Raw genomic sequence first — 18,184 nt, 5'->3', positions numbered from 1 at the left:
CACCCACTGCGCTCGAACTTCCCTCCTTTCGCCGGTTTCCGTGACGTCGAAAGCCAGTCGTTCTATGGCACCGGCTACCAGGACGTGACCCACCGCAAGCCAAGCATCGATAACGCTCGCCGCCTGATCGACTGGACCCCAACCATCGAACTGAGCGAAACCATCGGCAAGACCCTCGACTTCTTCCTGCGTGAAGCAATGCTCGAAATCGCGGATAAACGCTAATGCAGGCAGGACTACGCATCGATGTAGACACCTATCGTGGCACCCGGGAGGGGGTGCCTCGGCTACTGGAAATGCTCGATGAGGCGCAGGTAAAAGCGACCTTTTTTTTCAGTGTGGGTCCGGACAACATGGGGCGCCATTTATGGCGTCTCTTCCGCCCCCAGTTCCTCTGGAAAATGCTGCGCTCACGTGCAGCCAGTCTTTATGGCTGGGACATTCTGGTGGCCGGGACCGCATGGCCGGGTAAACCCATCGGGCGTGATCTTGGCCATTTGATGCGGCAAACCCTGGATGCGGGTCATGAAGTCGGCCTGCACGCCTGGGATCACCATGGCTGGCAAGCCAATGCCGGACGATGGAGCGAAGCGGAGTTGATCGAGCAGATTCGCCGGGGCGTGGACTGTCTCAGCGATATCACCGGCCAGGCCGTTGAGTGTTCTGCTTCCGCCGGTTGGCGGGCCGATGAGCGCATCGTTCAAGCCAAGGAATCATTCGGTTTTCGCTACAACAGTGACTGCCGAGGGCACAGTCTGTTTCGGCCAAGGTTGGGGGACGGCAGTCTGGGCACACCACAAATCCCGGTGGATTTACCCACTTTCGACGAGGTCGTCGGCCCGGATTTAAGTGCCAGCGATTTCAACGCATTCATTCTTGATCGATTCAACCCGACCGGACTGAATGTCTACACCATTCACGCAGAAGTAGAAGGGATTCTGATGGCTAACGACTTCCGTCAATTGCTGGCGCAGGCGCGTTTGCGAAATATTTTGTTCCAACCCCTTGGCGACTTGCTGCCAGCCGAGGCCAGCAGCCTGCCTGCTGGACAATTGGTGCGTGGCACACTGAGCGGCCGCGAGGGTTGGCTGGGAGTACAGCACGCATGATCCGGCGCTGGGCACTGCCCTTGCTGCTGCTTGCTTTTTGTCTGGCTTTTCTGCTCCCACTGGCCTCGCACGGCCTGTGGATTCCGGACGAAAGCCGCTACGCACAAATCAGCCAGGAAATACTCCTCAGCGGCAATTGGATTTCACCTCATTTCATGGGGTTGCGTTACTTTGAAAAGCCCATCGCCGGCTACTGGCTGATTGCAATCGGTCAGGCAGTATTCGGTGAGAATTTATTCGGTGTACGCATTGCCTCGGTGCTGAGCACTGGGCTCAGCGTTGTGCTGACCTATCTGATTGCAAAGCGCTTGTGGAACGATCCACGCAAAAGCTTTGCCTGCGCCCTGCTCTACATGAGTTTCGGTTTGATTGCTGGTCAGGCTGGCTATGCCAATCTCGATCCGCAATTCACCCTATGGGTGAACCTGAGCATGGTTGCGCTCTGGTTCGCCATCCACAGCACTGGCCGGGAACGACTGACCAGCTGGGTTTTACTCGGCTTGGCGTGCGGCATGGGGTTCATGACCAAAGGCTTCCTCGCCTGGCTGCTGCCCGCACTGATCGCACTGCCCTACATGCTCTGGCAAAAGCGCGTGCGTGAGTTGCTGAAACACGGGCCGCTGGCCATCGTCGTAGCGATTGTGGTGTGCTTGCCCTGGGCACTGGCAGTACAAACCCACGAACCCGACTTCTGGAGCTTTTTCTTCTGGCACGAGCACATCCGGCGCTTCGCCAGTGATGACGCTCAGCACTCTCAGCCTTGGTGGTTCTACCTGCCGATGCTGGTCGCTTCCAGCCTGCCTTGGGTTGCACTGCTGCCGACAACGTTCCTACAGGCGTGGCGAACCAAGCATCAGGCAAATACCGGCTTTCTGCTGCTCTGGCTGCTGCTGCCACTGGCCTTTTTAAGCATGAGCAGAGGCAAACTGCCTACCTACCTCATGCCGTGCCTGATGCCGCTGGCATTGCTCATGGGTTACACGCTGATAGCTCAGATAGAGAAAGCCAAAAGCAGGACGATGCGTATCAATGGGCTGCTCAATATGACGCTCGGCGTGATCGCCTTGCTCGCGTTGGTGTATGTGCAACTCAAACAACCGGTCTATGAAAACGAACCGCTGCACGTGTTATTGGTGGCCATCGCTCTGATCGGCTGGATAATTGCCAACGCCCTGCAAGCGATCAAACCCCTGCTCTACTGGGCCGCACCTGCGCTCGGCATTTGGCTGGTGGTCGCTCTGCTGCCAGCGGCCCTGCCCAACAGCCTGGTTTTCAACAAAACCCCCGACCTGTTCATCGCCCGCCACGCGCAGGAACTGGGTCAGGCACGGCATTTACTCAGCAACGATCTCGGCGCTGCCTCTGCCCTGGCGTGGCGTGTACAACGCCCCGATGTGGCGCTGTACAACACAATCGGCGAGCTCAAATATGGCCTGACCTACCCAGACGCCTCCGGTCGCACGGTCGGCCTTGAAGATGTCCAGCAATGGATAACTCTGGCTCGACGCGAAGGATCGGTAGGGGTCGTGATGCGGGTGAAAAGCGAAGACGAAGTGCATGAGGTCGACTTACTCCCCAAAGACGCCAAGCGTTATGAGGAAGGAAATATCGTGATACTGATCTTTTCGCAGTCACAACCATGACCCTACTTCTCTTGTTCGCGGCTAGCCTACTGAGCTGTTTCGGCCAGATTGCGCAAAAGTTTGCCGTGGAGAGCTGGCGCGGGCAAAGCCCCGGCATTCTTCTCGCTGCACGCTCTCTATGGCTATGGCTGGCGCTCGCCTGTCTCGGTTCTGGATTGTTGTTGTGGTTACTGGTTCTGCAACGGCTGGAAGTAGGTATTGCCTACCCGATGCTAAGCTTGAACTTCGTGCTTATCACCTTAGTGGCTCGATTCTTGTTCCACGAGCCCGTCGATAGCCGGCACTGGCTAGGTGTCGCATTGGTGATTGCGGGCGTGGTCCTGCTAGGACGGCAAACATGAGTCTGAAACGCGGTATCGCCTTGGCCATGGGCAGTGTTCTATTGGTTAGCACTGCACAACTCGGGATGCGCTGGAGCATGACACGCCTCCCATCCCCCACTCAGTGGCTCGAGGCGCTGGGCAGCGGCACTATTGACCCACTTGCCGCGGGTATTGTTATCGCCGCGATCCTTGCCTATGCCCTTTCCATGCTTTGCTGGCTTCTGGCTTTGCGAGACGTGCCACTAGCCCGAGCCTATTCACTGCTAAGTATCAGTTACGCGTTAGTCTATCTGCTCGCGGCCAGCCTACCGTTCTTCAACGAGCATTTCAGCGTATCAAAAACACTGGGGGTGACCTTGGTCATCCTGGGCGTCATTACGATCAATTCGCAACGAAATTCAGTAGTAAATTCTAGGAACTCCGTATGAAAATCAGCGTATTCGGTAGTGGTTATGTGGGCCTTGTACAAGCGACAGTTCTGGCTGAAGTCGGACATGATGTCATCTGCATGGACATCGACGAGAACAAGGTCAAGCAACTTCAACAGGGCCACGTCAGCATTTTCGAGCCTGGCCTTGCAGCCCTTGTAAGGGAAAACCTGGAAAGCAAGCGCCTGCATTTCACCAGTGATGAAAAGCTGGCCATCGAGCACGGTCAGGTGCTGTTCATCGCTGTCGGCACGCCTTCCAGCGATGACGGCTCAGCAGATCTCAGCGCTGTTTTCGCCGTAGGTGAGGCGGTTGCACGCCATCGCGTCGAACCGCTGATCCTCGTCGAAAAGTCCACAGTACCCGTGGGCACCGGCGACGCCCTGCGCATTCATACGGAAAAAGCATTGGCCGGACGCCCATTGGAGTTCGATATCGTCTCCAACCCCGAATTCCTTAAAGAGGGTTCGGCGGTCACCGACTGCCGTAAACCAGACCGCATTGTGATCGGTTGCGAACGTGAAGAAGTACGCGAGGTCATGCGCGATCTCTATGCACCGTTCAACCGCAACCACGACCGCATCATTTTCATGGATCTGCGTAGCGCCGAGCTGACCAAATACGCCGCCAACTGCATGCTGGCGACCAAGATCAGCTTTATCAACCAGATCGCCGAACTGGCCGAGCACCTCGGCGCCGATATCGAAGCCGTGCGTCTGGGGATCGGTGCAGACTCACGCATTGGTTATCACTTCATCTACCCTGGCGCCGGCTACGGCGGGTCGTGCTTCCCCAAAGACATGCGCGCCTTGATCCACAGCGCTCAAGAGGCGCATTGCTCAAGCGATCTGTTAGAGGCCGTGGAAGCCATCAACCAACGGCAGAAAACCAAGCTGTTCGAGCGTGTAAACGCCTTCTTTAAAGGTGACCTGAAGGGCAAAACCTTCGCGATCTGGGGCCTGGCATTCAAACCCAATACCGACGACATGCGCGATGCCCCTAGTCGCGTATTGATGGAAGCATTGTGGGAAGCTGGCGCGGATGTACGTGCCTATGACCCAGAAGCCATGCAGGAAACACAACGCATCTATGGCGATCACCCTCGTCTGGCCCTGATGGGTACACCAGAGTCAGCACTGAGCGGCGCCGATGCCTTGATCATCTGCACTGAATGGCAACAGTTCAAGGCTCCAGACTTCAAACTCATCCAGGAGCGTCTCAAAACACCGGTCATTTTTGACGGACGCAACCTCTACGACACCGAGAGAATGGCACGCAAGGGTTTCCACTACTTCCCAATGGGACGTGGCGATTCTCGCAACCTGCCGATCCCCCAGCAACAATGGAACGCCGACAGCAACACGCCCGAGTAACCTAGCGATCGGAGCCTGCCTTTAGCGGGCTCTGATCTCATGAATGACGAGTGTCTGTGAGCGCTCCTTTCGGGGGGATGCTCTGATGGTCTTATCTTTGTTTGGAGATTCACATTGGCATCCCTACCCTTGATAAGGCCCTCAACGGCGTCTTTGATGATCCTGCGCCAGCAATCTATCGGCCTGGGAGTTCTGGCACTGCTGCTGTTCATTGCAGGAGACTACCAGCAGGCCGCGATCGGTTTCGATTCACGCTTCATATTGTTTGCTGAAGAAATGTTGCGCCATGGCCCAGGTTTTTTCCCTACAACCTATGGCCAGCCTTATGCAGACTACTCTGCAACCTCTACATTTTTCATCTATCTGTTTTCCCTGCCTTTAGGGCGAGTGGTCAGCCTGACGGCCTGGTTGCCTACCGCCATCGCGTCAGCGGTGATGGTGTCGCTGATCTACCGCCTGATCGCTCCGTATTCGCGTCAGTGGGCTTTGCTTAGTATTGCCCTGCTCTTGCTGAGCAATAACTTCATTACTGAAACGCGTGCTGTGTCACTGGATCAGATGCTCGCGACAGTCGCCTTCGCCATCTTCTATCTGGGCTACGCAGCAGACCATTTCGAGGCGCCCAGGCGCATGGCTTTGATCCTGGCGTTACTGGTGCTGGGGTTCGCCATTCGCGGCCCGATAGGGTTAGTAGTACCGACGGGCATGCTGTGTAGCTATTACCTGTTGAATGGTCAGTGGCGGCGTTTTTTCACGTTTGGGTTAATGGCCCTCGCGATATTGGTAACGTGTATCGGAGTGCTGTTGCTGCTTGCCGACATCAGTGGTGGCTCGGCATTTATGCATGAAGTCGTGCGCATGCAATTCAGTTCACGCATGGATGGCTCGGAAGGATCGAGCAGCCCGCTGTACTATTTCACCAGCTCGGTTGGCAACTACGCGCTGGCATACCCGCTGGCCATTCTGGTGTTGGCTGTCACATTGCTTGCAGGGCGCCAGCACAAGACTTCAGCGCTTCGACTGTTGCAGTTTTGCACCGCCGCCGGGCTGATCGTAATGATAGGGCTGTCCATACCTCAGGCTAAAAAAGCACGCTACATGCTGCCGATGATACCGATGGCAGCGATTATCGCGGCTTATCCTTTTCAGGCAGTCGAAGGGCGTTTATTTGCCTGGTTGCGTGGCTTGACGCTGGGGATTTTGTTGCTGCTGCCGGGCTTGTTGATCGCTGGATTACTGGTGGCACGTCAGCGCTTTCCCGAACAGCTGGGGTCAATAAACGTGGTATTGACTGTACTGGCAGTGCTGCAGATCGCTGCATTGGCCCTGCTGTTCAAGCAGCAATGGCGAACTGTCGGCCTGGCAATCTGTGCAGTACTGGCGATGTGGTCGTGCTACATACTGGTCTTCGAACCCGTAGAACGTGAGCTTTACGACACCCGCAGTTTTACCTTGGCCGCACGTGATTTGATCCAGCGTGACCCGGCGCCTGTGGTTCTACATAGCATGGGTAAAGACGCGAAGGCCATCAAGTTCATGGTCAACATTCCCGAGGACCTGAAGCCGATATTCACTGATACACCTGAAGGCATCGAAGTGGTGCAGGGACCTGCCTGGCTGGTCATGGACAAGACCGATTACCAGGCACTGCAAAGCACTCGATTCGCGGCGCTCCAGCCCCTGCTGAGTGGTCGATTCGACAAGAATGACTACGTGCTGTTGCACCTGCCGTAAGCTTTATCGAATGCGCCGTAGCGCATTCGATAAACCTGCTTATTGCCCGACGAAATAATAGTCGCGCTGGCCGATAGTGATTCTCTCCACCACCTTCAAGGGTGCAACAGGCTCGCTACGGCTTTCCATGATTGCGACATTGCCGGGCGTTGCGCTGAGAAACTGAGTCAACTCAGCCTCGGACTGCAAGGCCTCAAGCCGGCTCTGGCTATAGAACACAGTGGCGCCAGCCAGCCGTTCGCTAGGTTTGAACAATACGACATGCTGCCCATTGGCTTGCAGAGCCTTGACCTGTGCAGTCAACGGCACAAAGGACTCGTTGCGGTCCGCACGTGGTGCCAGCCACAAAGCCGCTGCCAAGTAGCCCAAAATCACCGCGCCGAGGACCCCGAGCACCAACACGCGCCGATGGCGTAACAACCTGTCCGCAAAGGCCGAAGACGGAGCACGCTCCTGCAACCCCTTAAGCAACACCGCAGCATATTCAGCGGCAAGCACGGCCGCTGCGGGAGTGAGCGACATCAAATAGACCATGCGTTTGCTGGAGGCCAGGGTCAGCAAGATGAACTGTGCCACCAGCCACAGGCTGAAGAACAATAGGTAGCGATTACTCACCAAGGCTTTGCGAAAGTGCCAAAGGCCGAAATAGACCAGCAGGTTCCATGGCAGAAACGCTTGCGGCAGCTTGACCAGATAGTAATAAAACGGCTCAAAGTGCCCGGCGCCTTCGAATGAGCCACTGAAACGGCCTACGCTGTTGGCCCAGAGCACATCACCCAGCATCTGCATGCCGCCACGCTGATACAGCAGACCCAGCCATACCAGCAGCGGTATCAGACCCACCACAGTAAACAGCGCTGGACGCAACCAGCGCGAAACAGTGAGCCGTTTTTCAAGCACGCTCTCGGCGACCAGATAGGTAAAGATCACCACACCCGGCAACGCAAGACCCAGCACCCCCTTACTCAACGTAGCGATCATGATCCCGGATGCAAATAGCAGCCAGGAGCCAAGCGCAAAATGCCTTTGCTCGGCCTGTTGGCGGCTGGCATAAAAAAACGCCAGCAGTGCCAATGTGACACCAAGGCTAAGCAGTGCATCCTCACCGACCTGCCTGGAGTTACTCAAGTAGCTGGCCGTGGTGGCCATCAAGATCGCGGCGGCCCAGGCGATTGTCGCTGGCCGTCCGAGCTTGCGCAGCATGGCGTAAAGCAACATCAGACTGAACAGGCCAGCGAATGCCGATGCAAGTCGCACAGCCAACGGTGTCCCACCGAATAGTTTTATGGCGCTGGAGTCTAGCCACAGACTCAGAGGCGGTTTTTCCAGAAAGGGTTGTCCGTTGAGCTTGGGCACTATCCAGTCGTTATCGAGGTACATTTCCATAGCGATGCCCGCGACGCGAGGTTCAGCCGAGCCTTGCAATTGGTGATTACCCAATGCAAAGAAAAACAACAGACAACCCAGCACAAATAAAATAAAGGTGGGTAAAGGAGTACGCATTCAGTCACCAAAGGGGAAAGTAAATCCCAAAAAAAAGCGGAGTCGTGTGCCAGAGTCGAAATACCTGCGAGTGGGTATCTCGCAGGTCCGAGGCGAAGGACGGAGAGCTTACCCGATCGAATATCGAAATTTCGTTAAGATCGCCAACTGATCCCGAAAGAGACAGCCGAAGCGCCAAATAGACGGACGTGGCATAATCACCCGTTGATTTTTTTGGACGGCGCGGGGAGTTTCGGGGATGGAAAATTCCTCCAGTGAAAACAAGGGCTTACGCCTTTTCGGGATCAAGGCCTGCGACACCATGAAAAAAGCTCGCACCTGGCTCGATGAAAAAAACCTGAGCTACGATTTTCATGATTACAAAGCGGTAGGTATCGACCGTGAGCACCTGACTCAGTGGTGCGACGAACATGGTTGGCAGGTCGTTTTAAACCGGGCAGGGACTACCTTTCGCAAACTCGACGACGGACAAAAAGCCGATCTCGACCAAGCCAAGGCAATAGAACTGATGCTCGTGCAACCTTCGATGATCAAGCGTCCAGTGCTTGATCTCGGTGACAGAACCCTGATTGGCTTCAAGCCCGATCTGTATGCGGCGGCCTTCAAGTAAGCCAGAGCGCTACTGAAGCCCCCTTTTAATCAGTTAGAGAATTCAGTAAGAGGTATTTGCATGTCCACTACCCTGTTCAGCCTGGCGTTTGGTATCGGCACTCAGAACCGTCAAGGCGCGTGGCTGGAAGTCTTCTACGCACAGCCGTTGATCAATCCGTCGGCAGAAATCATTACAGCCATCGCACCCTTACTGGGTTACACCGGCGGTAATCAGGCCATCGCGTTCAATACCGATCAGGCTTCAAAACTGGCTGACGCGCTGAAATCCGTCGATGCTGGCCAAGCCGCCTTGCTGACCCGTCTGGCCGAAAGCCACAAGCCGCTGGTAGCAACCTTGCTGGCCGAAGACGCGGCACTGACCTCAACACCTGAGGCCTACCTGAAGTTGCACTTGCTGTCGCATCGACTGGTCAAACCTCACGGCCTGAGCCTGGCCGGGATTTTCCCTCTGCTGCCTAATGTCGCCTGGACCAGCCAAGGCGCTGTGGACCTGAGCGAACTGGCTGAGCATCAGCTGGAATCGCGTCTGAAAGGCGAGTTTCTGGAAGTGTTCTCCGTCGACAAATTCCCTAAAATGACCGACTACGTAGTGCCGAGCGGTGTGCGCATCGCTGACAGTGCACGCGTGCGTCTGGGCGCTTACATCGGCGAAGGCACCACGGTCATGCACGAAGGTTTCGTCAACTTCAACGGCGGCACCGAAGGCCCGGGCATGATCGAAGGTCGTGTCTCGGCGGGCGTATTCGTCGGCAAGGGTTCCGACCTGGGCGGCGGTTGCTCGACCATGGGCACGCTGTCGGGTGGCGGCAACATCGTCATCAAGGTCGGCGAAGGCTGCCTGATCGGTGCCAACGCAGGTATTGGCATTCCATTGGGTGATCGCAATACGGTGGAATCCGGACTGTACGTTACTGCAGGGACCAAAGTCGCGCTGCTCGACGAGAAAAACGCATTGGTGAAAGTGGTCAAGGCCCGCGACCTGGCAGGCCTTCCAGACTTGCTGTTCCGTCGTAACTCGCAGACCGGCGCCGTGGAATGCAAAACCCACAAGTCGGCGGTTGAACTGAACGCAACGCTGCACGCTCACAACTGATTGATCCCGCGTCGGCTTTTAGCGCTGCATACGTAGCGTTAAAAGCCGGCTATTGAGCTGAATAACATGCCCCTGCCCTCCCCCTGGCGCGCTGATTTTCCAGCCATCGCCGCACTGCAACGGCAAGGCCAGACCTATCTGGACAATGCCGCAACGACCCAAAAACCCCAGGCATTGATCGACGCGCTTAATCATTACTACGTCAATGGCGCGGCTAATGTGCACCGGGCACAGCATTTGCCGGGCGCCAACGCCACCCAGGCGTTCGAGAGCAGCCGCAGCAAGATTGCTCACTGGCTGAATGCGGACGAGTCTGCACAGATCGTCTTCACCCACGGGGCAACATCAGCCCTGAATCTGTTGGCATATGGTCTGGAGCACGAGTGTGTTGCCGGTGATGAGATTGTCATCAGCGCGCTGGAGCATCACGCCAATCTGTTGCCTTGGCAGCAATTGGCGCACCGCTGCGATCTGAAGTTGATCATCTTGCCGCTCGACACCAACGGCCTGATTGATCTTGTGGCCGCCGCCGTACTGATCGGCCCCCGCACCCGTTTGCTGGCAGTCAGCCAGTTATCCAACGTGCTGGGCGCCTGGCAGCCACTGCCCGCGTTGCTGAGCATGGCCAAGTCCCATGGCGCATTGACGGTGGTGGACGGTGCCCAAGGCGTGGTCCATGGCCGGCATGACGTGCAAGCATTGGGCTGCGACTTCTATGTATTTTCCAGTCATAAACTGTATGGCCCCGAGGGTCTTGGCGTGCTGTATGGCCGCAATGAAGCGCTCGCGCGCCTGCATCATTGGCAGTTTGGTGGCGAGATGGTGCTGACCGCCGATTATCACACCGCCAGATTTCGCCCTGCGCCCTTGGGATTCGAAGCTGGTACACCGCCGATTGCCAGCGTGATAGGCCTCGGCGCGACCCTCGACTATCTGGCAAGCCTCGACCACATGGCCGTGGTTGCGCATGAAGCGGCTCTGCATCAATTGCTGCTGGACGGTTTGAACAGACGTGAAGGCATTCGCGTTCTGGGTGCTCCGCAATTGGCGCTGGTGAGTTTCGTCGTCGAAGGCGTGCACAACGCCGACCTGGCGCACTTGCTGACCGAACAGGGGATCGCTGTCCGCGCAGGGCATCATTGCGCCATGCCGTTACTCAAAAGCCTCGGCCTGCCAGGCGCAATCCGGGTGTCCTTGGCGCTGTACAACGACTCCGACGATCTCGAGCGCTTTTTCAGCGCGCTGGATCAAGCCTTGGAACTGCTGCGATGAGCCTGCCTGTCGACGCACAAACAGCCCTTGAAACCTTCAACCAATCCCACAGCTGGGAACAACGCGCACGTCTGCTGATGCAATGGGGCGAACGCCTGCCAGCCCTGAGTGACAACGAAAAAACCGAAGAACATCGTGTGCATGGCTGTGAAAGCCAGGTCTGGTTGCTCGGCAGCGTGACGGACGGCCACTGGCAGTTTCGCGCAGCCAGTGACGCACGCTTGATTCGGGGGCTGGTGGCCTTGCTGTTGGCGCGAGTCAACGGCCTCTCGGCTGAAGACTTGCAACAGGTGGATCTGCCGAACTGGTTCAATCAGTTGGGCCTGAGCCGACACCTCTCGCCCTCACGCAGCAACGGCTTGAACGCGGTGCTGCAGCGGATGCGTCAACTGGCCTCTGGCAGCGCCTGAACAGGCTTGGCGCGATCCGCCGGACGTCTCACGCCCGCGACAATCTTGTCCACCGCCTTGGTCGCCGCGACCATACCGAAGGTCGCGGTCACCATCATTACTGCACCAAACCCACCCGCGCAGTCCAGCTTGACCCCATCGCCAACGAAGCTTTTTTGCAGGCAAATGCTCCCGTCTGGCTTGGGATACCGCAACTGTTCGGTGGAAAACACACACGGCACGCTGTAGTGGCGAGTCACGGTGCGCGAGAACCCATAGTCACGGCGCAAGGTCGAGCGAACTTTGGAGGCCAGCGGATCGTTGAAGGTACGATTGAGGTCGCAGACCTGAATCAGCGTCGGGTCAATCTGTCCGCCTGCGCCACCAGTGGTGATAATCTGGATTTTGCGCCGCTTGCACCAGGAGATCAGGGCGGCCTTGGCGTTGACACTGTCGATGCAGTCGAGCACGCAGTCGATATCAGGCGTGATGTATTGGGCCATGGTCTCGCGGGTCACGAAGTCAGCCACGGCATGCACGGTGCAATCGGGATTGATAGCGCGCAGGCGCTCGGCCATGACCTCGACCTTGGCCCGACCGATGGTGCCCTCCAATGCGTGCAACTGACGGTTGCTGTTGCTGACGCAGACGTCATCCAGATCGAACAGGGAGATTTCGCCGACACCGCAGCGGGCAATCGCTTCCGCCGCCCACGAGCCGACACCGCCGATCCCGACGACCGCCACATGGGCTGCGCGCAACCGCTCCAGGCCCTCGATGCCGTACAAACGGGCGACGCCAGCAAACCGCGGATCTTCTGTGTTCATGACCATTACCCCAAAAACCGGCGCGCATTATAGGTCGCTATGGGGCTCAGAGCATCTTTATCCTGATGAGCCGCCGTCGCGATCAACGCAACCCTGTATGCCTGACACTCTGTTGTATATTGCCTGCAAGACCCAGTATTTTGGACGACAAGACGACCTGCCAGCGAACTTAGTCGCGTGGCCGTTGACCAATAGCCAATCGGCTGGCTGTACAGCCCTATAAAGCCCAGAGTAGGATGCGCGCCGACCGGCGCTCGTCGGCTAATCCCTCGTTCCACCCTTTGGAACCAAAAGCATTTATGTCATCGCGTAGATTTGGACTCAATTTGGTGGTGGTCGTGGCAATTGCCGCGCTATTCACCGGTTTCTGGGCGCTGATCAATCGTCCGGTTACCGCTCCCGACTGGCCCGAGCAGATCTCCGGCTTTTCTTACTCACCTTTCCGTTCGGGACAAAACCCACAGGAAGGCATCTACCCGTCCGACGATGAAATGCGTCAGGACCTGGAGTTGATCAGTAAGCAGACCGACAGTATTCGGACTTACTCTGTCGACGGCTCGCTGGGGGACATCCCAAAGCTCGCTGAAGAGTTCGGTCTGCGAGTGACTCTGGGGATCTGGATCAGCCCCGACGAAGCGCGCAACGAGCGCGAGATTGTCCGAGCAATCGAGCTGGCCAACTCATCGCGCAGTGTGGTTCGCGTGGTGGTGGGCAACGAAGCCCTGTTCCGTCGCGAAATCACGGTCAAACAACTGAGCGTCCTGCTGGACCGGGTGCGTGCCGCCGTCAAAGTACCGGTGACCACCTCCGAGCAATGGCACATCTGGGAAAAATACCCGGAGTTGGGCAAGCACGTTGATTTGGTCGCTGCGCACATCCTGCCTTATTGGGAATTCATTCCAGTCGACAAAGCCGGTCAATTCGTACTTGATCGCGCCCGTGAACTGAAAAAAATATTCCCGAAAAAGCCGCTGCTGCTGTCGGAGGTTGGCTGGCCGAGCAATGGCCGTATGCGTGGCGGTGCCGAGGCAACTCAGGCGGATCAAGCCATTTACCTGCGTACGCTGGTCAATAAACTCAACCGCCAGGGCTACAACTACTTCGTGATCGAGGCCTTCGATCAGCCGTGGAAAGCCAGTGATGAAGGCTCGGTGGGCGCCTACTGGGGCGTGTATAACGCTGCGCGCCAGCAGAAATTTAACTTTGAAGGGCCGGTTGTCGCGATTCCGCAGTGGCGGGTTCTGGCGATTGGCTCCGTGGTGCTGGCGCTGCTGTCCCTGGCATTGCTCCTGATCGACGGTTCGGCGCTACGCCAGCGGGGTCGCACGTTCCTGACCTTTACCGCGTTCCTGTGTGGTTCGGTGCTGGTCTGGATCGGTTACGACTACAGTCAGCAATACAGCACCTGGTTCAGTCTGACCGTAGGCTTCTTGCTGGCACTTGGCGCCATGGGCGTGTTCATCGTCCTGTTGACCGAGGCCCACGAACTGGCTGAAGCGGTCTGGACCCACAAGCGACGCCGCGAATTCCTGCCCGTGGACACTGACAATGCGTATCGACCGAAAGTCTCGATACACGTGCCCTGCTACAACGAGCCACCGGAGATGGTCAAACAGACCCTGAATGCTCTGGCCGCTCTCGACTATCCGGACTTCGAAGTTCTGATCATCGACAACAACACCAAAGACCCGGCGGTCTGGGAACCGGTCAAGGCCCATTGTGAAATGCTCGGCCCGCGCTTCAAGTTCTTCCATGTCGCGCCACTGGCCGGTTTCAAAGGTGGTGCACTGAACTACCTGATCCCGCACACGGCGCCGGACGCTGAAGTGATTGCAGTGATCGACTCGGATTACTGCGTCGACCGCAACTGGCTCAAACACATGGTCCCGCACTTCGCCGACCCGAAAATCGCCGTGGTGCAGTCGCCGCAGGATTACCGCGACCAGAACGAAAGCACCTTCAAGAAGCTCTGCTACTCGGAATACAAAGGCTTCTTCTATATCGGCATGGTCACCCGTAACGACCGTGACGCGATCATTCAGCACGGCACCATGACCATGACCCGACGTTCGGTGCTTGAAGAACTGGGCTGGGCGGACTGGTGCATCTGTGAAGACGCCGAGCTGGGGCTGCGCATATTCGAGAAAGGGTATTCGGCCGCCTATTCGCACAACAGCTACGGCAAGGGTTTGATGCCGGACACCTTCATCGACTTCAAAAAGCAGCGTTTCCGTTGGGCGTATGGCGCGATTCAAATCATCAAGCGCCACACGTCGAGCCTGCTGCGCGGTAAAGATACCGAGCTGACCCGTGGGCAGCGCTATCACTTCCTCGCGGGCTGGTTGCCGTGGGTCGCCGATGGCATGAATATCTTCTTCACCGTCGGCGCGTTGCTGTGGTCGGCGGCGATGATCATCGTGCCTAACCGTGTCGATCCGCCGTTGTTGATTTTCGCGATCCCGCCATTGGCCCTGTTCGTGTTCAAGGTCGGCAAGATCATCTTCTTGTACCGCCGTGCAGTGGGGGTCAACCTCACGGACGCATTCTTTGCGGCGCTGGCGGGGCTCGCCTTGTCGCACACCATCGCCAAAGCGGTGCTCTACGGCTTCTTCACCACCAGCATCCCATTCTTCCGTACACCGAAGAACGCAGCCAGTCATGGTTTTCTGGTCGCCCTCTCGGAAGCTCGAGAAGAAGTTTTCATCATGCTGCTGCTGTGGGGCGCGGCCGCCGGTATCTGCCTGGTACAGGGCCTGCCGAGCGCCGACATGCGCTTCTGGGTGACCATGCTTCTGGTGCAATCGCTGCCGTACCTGGCGGCGCTGATCATGGCCTTCCTGTCTTCGCTGCCCAAGCCGGTAGCCGTGGCGGAACCCGCAACTGTTTGACCTGTTACTGCGTAACGTTAAACGGCGGCCTTTGGGTCGCCGTTTTGCTTTAAGATAAGCGCCTTTTCCGCGCCTAGAACCTTGTTACCGGAGTCCTTTCATGACGGCCCCAGCCGACCTTTCGCCCACTCTCCAACTCGCCTGCGACCTGATCCGTCGTCCATCGGTCACGCCGATCGACGCCGACTGCCAAGCGATGATGATGCAACGCCTGGGCGATGCCGGTTTCAAACTGGAACCCATGCGTATCGAGGATGTGGATAACTTCTGGGCCACCCATGGCAACCACGAAGGCCCGGTGCTGTGCTTCGCCGGGCACACTGACGTGGTGCCGACCGGCCCGCTTCAGGCCTGGCAGAACGATCCGTTCGACGCATTGATCGATGAGCATGGCATGCTGTGCGGACGTGGCGCGGCTGACATGAAAGGCAGCCTGGCGGCAATGCTGGTGGCGGCTGAACGCTTTGTCGGCGATCACCCGAACCATAAAGGCTCGGTGGCGTTCCTGATCACCAGCGACGAAGAAGGCCCTGCACACCACGGCACCAAGGCGGTGATCGAGCGACTGGCGGCACGTAAAGAGCGCCTGGACTGGTGCATCGTCGGCGAACCGTCGAGCACCACACTGGTGGGCGATATGGTCAAAAACGGCCGTCGCGGTTCATTGGGTGCAAAACTCACCGTGCGCGGGATCCAGGGCCATGTGGCCTACCCGCATCTGGCGAAGAACCCGATCCATCTGGCAGCACCGGCGTTGGCCGAACTGGCCGCCGAGCACTGGGATAACGGCAACGCCTTCTTCCCGCCGACCAGTTTTCAGATCTCCAACCTCAACTCAGGCACCGGCACGACCAACGTCATCCCCGGCGAGTTGTCGGCGATGTTCAACTTCCGCTTCTCCACCGAATCCACCGTCGAGGCCCTGCAGCAGCGGGTCGCCACCATCCTCGACAAGCATGGGCTGGACTGGCATGTGGAATGGGCCTTGTCCGGCCTGCCGTTCCTCACTGAACCCGGCGCGCTACTCGACGCAGTGTCCGCAAGCATCAAGGCCGTCACCGGGCGCGACACCCAGGCATCGACCAGCGGCGGCACCTCGGACGGGCGGTTTATCGCCACGATGGGCACGCAAGTCGTCGAACTGGGCCCGGTCAACGCCACGATCCATCAGGTCAATGAGCGCGTTCTGGCCAGCGATCTCGATGTCCTGACCGAAATTTACTACCAGACTCTGGTCGAATTGCTCGCATGATGCTGACTTGCCCGATTTGCGCAGCAGCGCTCAGCGCAGTTGATAACGGCGTGGTGTGCCCCCTTGGTCACCGCTTCGACCGTGCGCGCCAAGGCTATTTGAACCTGCTGCCGGTTCAACACAAAAACAGCCGCGACCCTGGCGACAATCAGGCCATGGTCGAGGCACGGCGCGACTTTCTCAATGCAGGCCATTATGCGCCGGTCGCCAAGCGCCTGGCGGAACTGGCCGCCGAACGCGCACCCGCTCGTTGGCTGGACATCGGTTGTGGCGAGGGTTATTACACCGCGCAAATCGCTGCGGCCCTGCCGGATGCGGATGGCTATGCGCTGGATATTTCCCGCGAAGCGGTCAAGCGTGCATGCCGGCGCGATCCAAAAATCACTTGGTTGATCTCCAGCATGGCCCGCGTGCCACTGCCCGACGACAGCTGCCAGTTCCTTGCCAGCGTGTTCAGCCCGCTGGACTGGCACGAAGCCAAACGCCTGCTGAGCACCGGCGGCGGCTTGATGCGCGTCGGCCCGACCAGCGAACACCTGATGGAGCTGCGTGAGCGGCTCTACGACGAAGTGCGTGAGTACGTCGATGACAAACACCTGATGCAAGTGCCCGCTGATATGCAGTTGCAGCACAGCGAGACCTTGCGCTTTACCCTGAGCCTGGTCGATGCTCAAGCCCGTGCCAACTTGCTGGCCATGACGCCCCACGGTTGGCGCGCCAGCGCCGAACGCCGGGCCAATGTCATTGAGCAGCCGGAGCCGTTCGAAGTGACGGTTTCGATGCGTTACGATTATTTCGTGCTTCAATAATCTGCGAATCCACACACACCGAATCGATGCTGCCTTGCCTGTGCGGGGCAGCCGAATGAATCCGCGAATGGATTTTCAATCAATTACGAGGCATCCATGCGCCAACCCGATATCGAGATTTACCTGAAAGACGCTGACGTCGACTACATGGCCATCGCTGCCTGGCTCAGCGCCGCGCTGGGCCCCTGCACCCCCTGGGTCAAGAAAGGTCAGACGTACAAATGCACAGCCGGTGACGTGACCGTGACCTGGTTGCCCAAGGCTGTCGGCAAATGGAACAGCTTGTTCCTGGAAAGCGACAAGACCCCATGGGACGACGACATCGCCTGCGCCCGCGCTGCCTTCACCGCACTGAACGTTGAAGTTCGCTGCGCACCGGGCACATGGATCGAGGAAGAGAGCGACGAAGCCGCCGACCGCTGGATTCGCATCAGTAGCGACGGTGAAGAAGAAATCGTCTGGCACACGAACTGAGCCTGACATCGCACAGTGCAGGAACTGGGGGGACGCCTGGTTCTTGCCCGCGAAGGTCGCAACTCGGTGTGCCTGACAGACCGAGTTGCCTGGTTCGCAGACAAGTCAGCTCCTACAAGTCTGTGTGCAGACTGCTCACTTTATAGCCCCACGACATCCTCTGCCTGCCAGCCTTTCTGGCCTTCGACCAATCCGTATTCGACCTGCTGGCCCTCAGCCAGTGAACGATGCCCTTCCCCGCGGATGGCGCGGTAATGCACGAATACGTCCACGCCATCTCCGCGCTGGATGAAGCCATAACCCTTGGCATCGTTGAACCACTTCACACTGCCTGTTTCACGTGCTGACATTGGATCGTTACTCCTGTTTTTTATTATTTGACGGCCGAGTATAAGCCAGCATTAAAAACGGCGAAATCCACATAAACGGCGTCGTTTTTTGCCGATCTTCAGCAG

The 18,184-nt window shown here is 57.7% G+C and carries 17 protein-coding genes and 1 pseudogene; 15 read left to right on the top strand and 3 right to left on the bottom strand.

Translation table 11 applies throughout. The annotated features are described in order from the left end of the window. The 7 genes and pseudogenes from QN399_RS05945 to QN399_RS05915 form a co-directional block, all read left to right on the top strand. Nucleotides 1–225, top strand: a pseudogene (locus QN399_RS05945) (bifunctional UDP-glucuronic acid oxidase/UDP-4-amino-4-deoxy-L-arabinose formyltransferase); the annotation flags it as partial. Continuing rightward, nucleotides 225–1,109: a 4-deoxy-4-formamido-L-arabinose-phosphoundecaprenol deformylase gene (gene arnD / locus QN399_RS05940; protein WP_322178221.1), complete on the top strand. Its 885-nt coding sequence runs from the start codon at nucleotides 225–227 to the stop codon at nucleotides 1,107–1,109. The pseudogene QN399_RS05945 and the gene arnD, both read left to right, overlap by 1 nt. Then, nucleotides 1,106–2,752 carry a lipid IV(A) 4-amino-4-deoxy-L-arabinosyltransferase gene (gene arnT, locus QN399_RS05935; protein WP_330200682.1) on the top strand — a complete coding sequence of 549 codons (1,647 nt, stop codon included), beginning with the start codon at nucleotides 1,106–1,108 and terminating at the stop codon, nucleotides 2,750–2,752. Before arnD ends, arnT begins: the two co-directional genes overlap by 4 nt. Then, a complete protein-coding gene (gene arnE, locus QN399_RS05930; protein WP_322178219.1) occupies nucleotides 2,749–3,093 on the top strand; it encodes a 4-amino-4-deoxy-L-arabinose-phosphoundecaprenol flippase subunit ArnE in 345 nt (114 codons plus the stop codon). Before arnT ends, arnE begins: the two co-directional genes overlap by 4 nt. Next, on the top strand, nucleotides 3,090–3,503 hold the full coding sequence (gene arnF, locus QN399_RS05925) for a 4-amino-4-deoxy-L-arabinose-phosphoundecaprenol flippase subunit ArnF (protein ID WP_322178218.1): 414 nt from the start codon (nucleotides 3,090–3,092) through the stop codon (nucleotides 3,501–3,503). The genes arnE and arnF overlap by 4 nt, the downstream gene beginning before the upstream one ends. Then, on the top strand, nucleotides 3,500–4,876 hold the full coding sequence (locus QN399_RS05920) for a UDP-glucose/GDP-mannose dehydrogenase family protein (RefSeq protein ID WP_322215282.1): 1,377 nt from the start codon (nucleotides 3,500–3,502) through the stop codon (nucleotides 4,874–4,876). Before arnF ends, QN399_RS05920 begins: the two co-directional genes overlap by 4 nt. A gap of 156 nt (nucleotides 4,877–5,032) precedes the next feature. Further along, nucleotides 5,033–6,610 carry a glycosyltransferase family 39 protein gene (locus QN399_RS05915; RefSeq protein WP_322178216.1) on the top strand — a complete coding sequence of 526 codons (1,578 nt, stop codon included), beginning with the start codon at nucleotides 5,033–5,035 and terminating at the stop codon, nucleotides 6,608–6,610. 39 nt (nucleotides 6,611–6,649) lie between these two features. On the opposite strand, the gene QN399_RS05910 is transcribed toward QN399_RS05915, so the two are convergent. Further along, nucleotides 6,650–8,113, bottom strand: coding sequence for a phospholipid carrier-dependent glycosyltransferase (locus tag QN399_RS05910; protein ID WP_330200681.1), 1,464 nt, complete (start codon nucleotides 8,111–8,113; stop codon nucleotides 6,650–6,652). Nucleotides 8,114–8,351: 238 nt separating this feature from the next. Here QN399_RS05910 and QN399_RS05905 point away from each other — a divergent pair, with 238 nt between their 5' ends. The 4 genes from QN399_RS05905 to QN399_RS05890 all read left to right on the top strand — a co-directional run bounded on the left by QN399_RS05905 (nucleotide 8,352) and on the right by QN399_RS05890 (nucleotide 11,500). Then, nucleotides 8,352–8,723: an ArsC family reductase gene (locus tag QN399_RS05905; protein WP_219061218.1), complete on the top strand. Its 372-nt coding sequence runs from the start codon at nucleotides 8,352–8,354 to the stop codon at nucleotides 8,721–8,723. A 60-nt stretch (nucleotides 8,724–8,783) separates the two neighbouring features. Continuing rightward, complete coding sequence (gene dapD, locus QN399_RS05900) at nucleotides 8,784–9,818, top strand: 2,3,4,5-tetrahydropyridine-2,6-dicarboxylate N-succinyltransferase (RefSeq protein WP_322178213.1); 1,035 nt, start codon at nucleotides 8,784–8,786, stop codon at nucleotides 9,816–9,818. 66 nt (nucleotides 9,819–9,884) lie between these two features. After that, a complete protein-coding gene (locus QN399_RS05895; RefSeq protein WP_330200680.1) occupies nucleotides 9,885–11,090 on the top strand; it encodes a cysteine desulfurase in 1,206 nt (401 codons plus the stop codon). Continuing rightward, a complete protein-coding gene (locus tag QN399_RS05890; RefSeq protein ID WP_322178211.1) occupies nucleotides 11,087–11,500 on the top strand; it encodes a SufE family protein in 414 nt (137 codons plus the stop codon). Before QN399_RS05895 ends, QN399_RS05890 begins: the two co-directional genes overlap by 4 nt. Here the strand turns inward: QN399_RS05890 and tcdA are convergent. Continuing rightward, nucleotides 11,476–12,306: a tRNA cyclic N6-threonylcarbamoyladenosine(37) synthase TcdA gene (gene tcdA / locus QN399_RS05885; RefSeq protein ID WP_322178210.1), complete on the bottom strand. Its 831-nt coding sequence runs from the start codon at nucleotides 12,304–12,306 to the stop codon at nucleotides 11,476–11,478. The genes QN399_RS05890 and tcdA overlap by 25 nt on opposite strands. A 299-nt stretch (nucleotides 12,307–12,605) precedes the next feature. Here tcdA and QN399_RS05880 point away from each other — a divergent pair, with 299 nt between their 5' ends. The 4 genes from QN399_RS05880 (at nucleotide 12,606) to QN399_RS05865 (ending at nucleotide 17,729) form a co-directional block, all read left to right on the top strand. Further along, the gene (locus QN399_RS05880) at nucleotides 12,606–15,194 is read left to right on the top strand and encodes a glycosyltransferase (RefSeq protein ID WP_322178209.1); all 2,589 of its coding nucleotides are present in this window, start codon (nucleotides 12,606–12,608) and stop codon (nucleotides 15,192–15,194) included. Between the two features lie 100 nt (nucleotides 15,195–15,294). Beyond that, nucleotides 15,295–16,446 (top strand): succinyl-diaminopimelate desuccinylase, encoded by a 1,152-nt coding sequence (dapE, locus tag QN399_RS05875; RefSeq protein ID WP_322178208.1) that lies wholly within the window; start codon nucleotides 15,295–15,297, stop codon nucleotides 16,444–16,446. After that, entirely contained in the window at nucleotides 16,446–17,255 is an 810-nt protein-coding gene (locus QN399_RS05870) for a putative RNA methyltransferase (RefSeq protein WP_330200687.1), read from the top strand. Before dapE ends, QN399_RS05870 begins: the two co-directional genes overlap by 1 nt. Before the next feature lie 96 nt (nucleotides 17,256–17,351). Beyond that, entirely contained in the window at nucleotides 17,352–17,729 is a 378-nt protein-coding gene (locus QN399_RS05865; protein WP_322178207.1) for a hypothetical protein, read from the top strand. 140 nt (nucleotides 17,730–17,869) lie between these two features. Here QN399_RS05865 and QN399_RS05860 read toward each other — a convergent pair whose 3' ends face one another. Continuing rightward, nucleotides 17,870–18,079, bottom strand: a complete 210-nt coding sequence (locus QN399_RS05860; protein WP_322215268.1) for a cold shock domain-containing protein — start codon at nucleotides 18,077–18,079, stop codon at nucleotides 17,870–17,872. Between the last annotated feature and the right edge of the window lie 105 nt (nucleotides 18,080–18,184).

This window comes from Pseudomonas sp. 10C3 (assembly GCF_036346185.1).
In the GTDB taxonomy this organism is placed as follows: domain Bacteria; phylum Pseudomonadota; class Gammaproteobacteria; order Pseudomonadales; family Pseudomonadaceae; genus Aquipseudomonas.
This window is presented reverse-complemented; position numbering and strand designations above follow the sequence as displayed.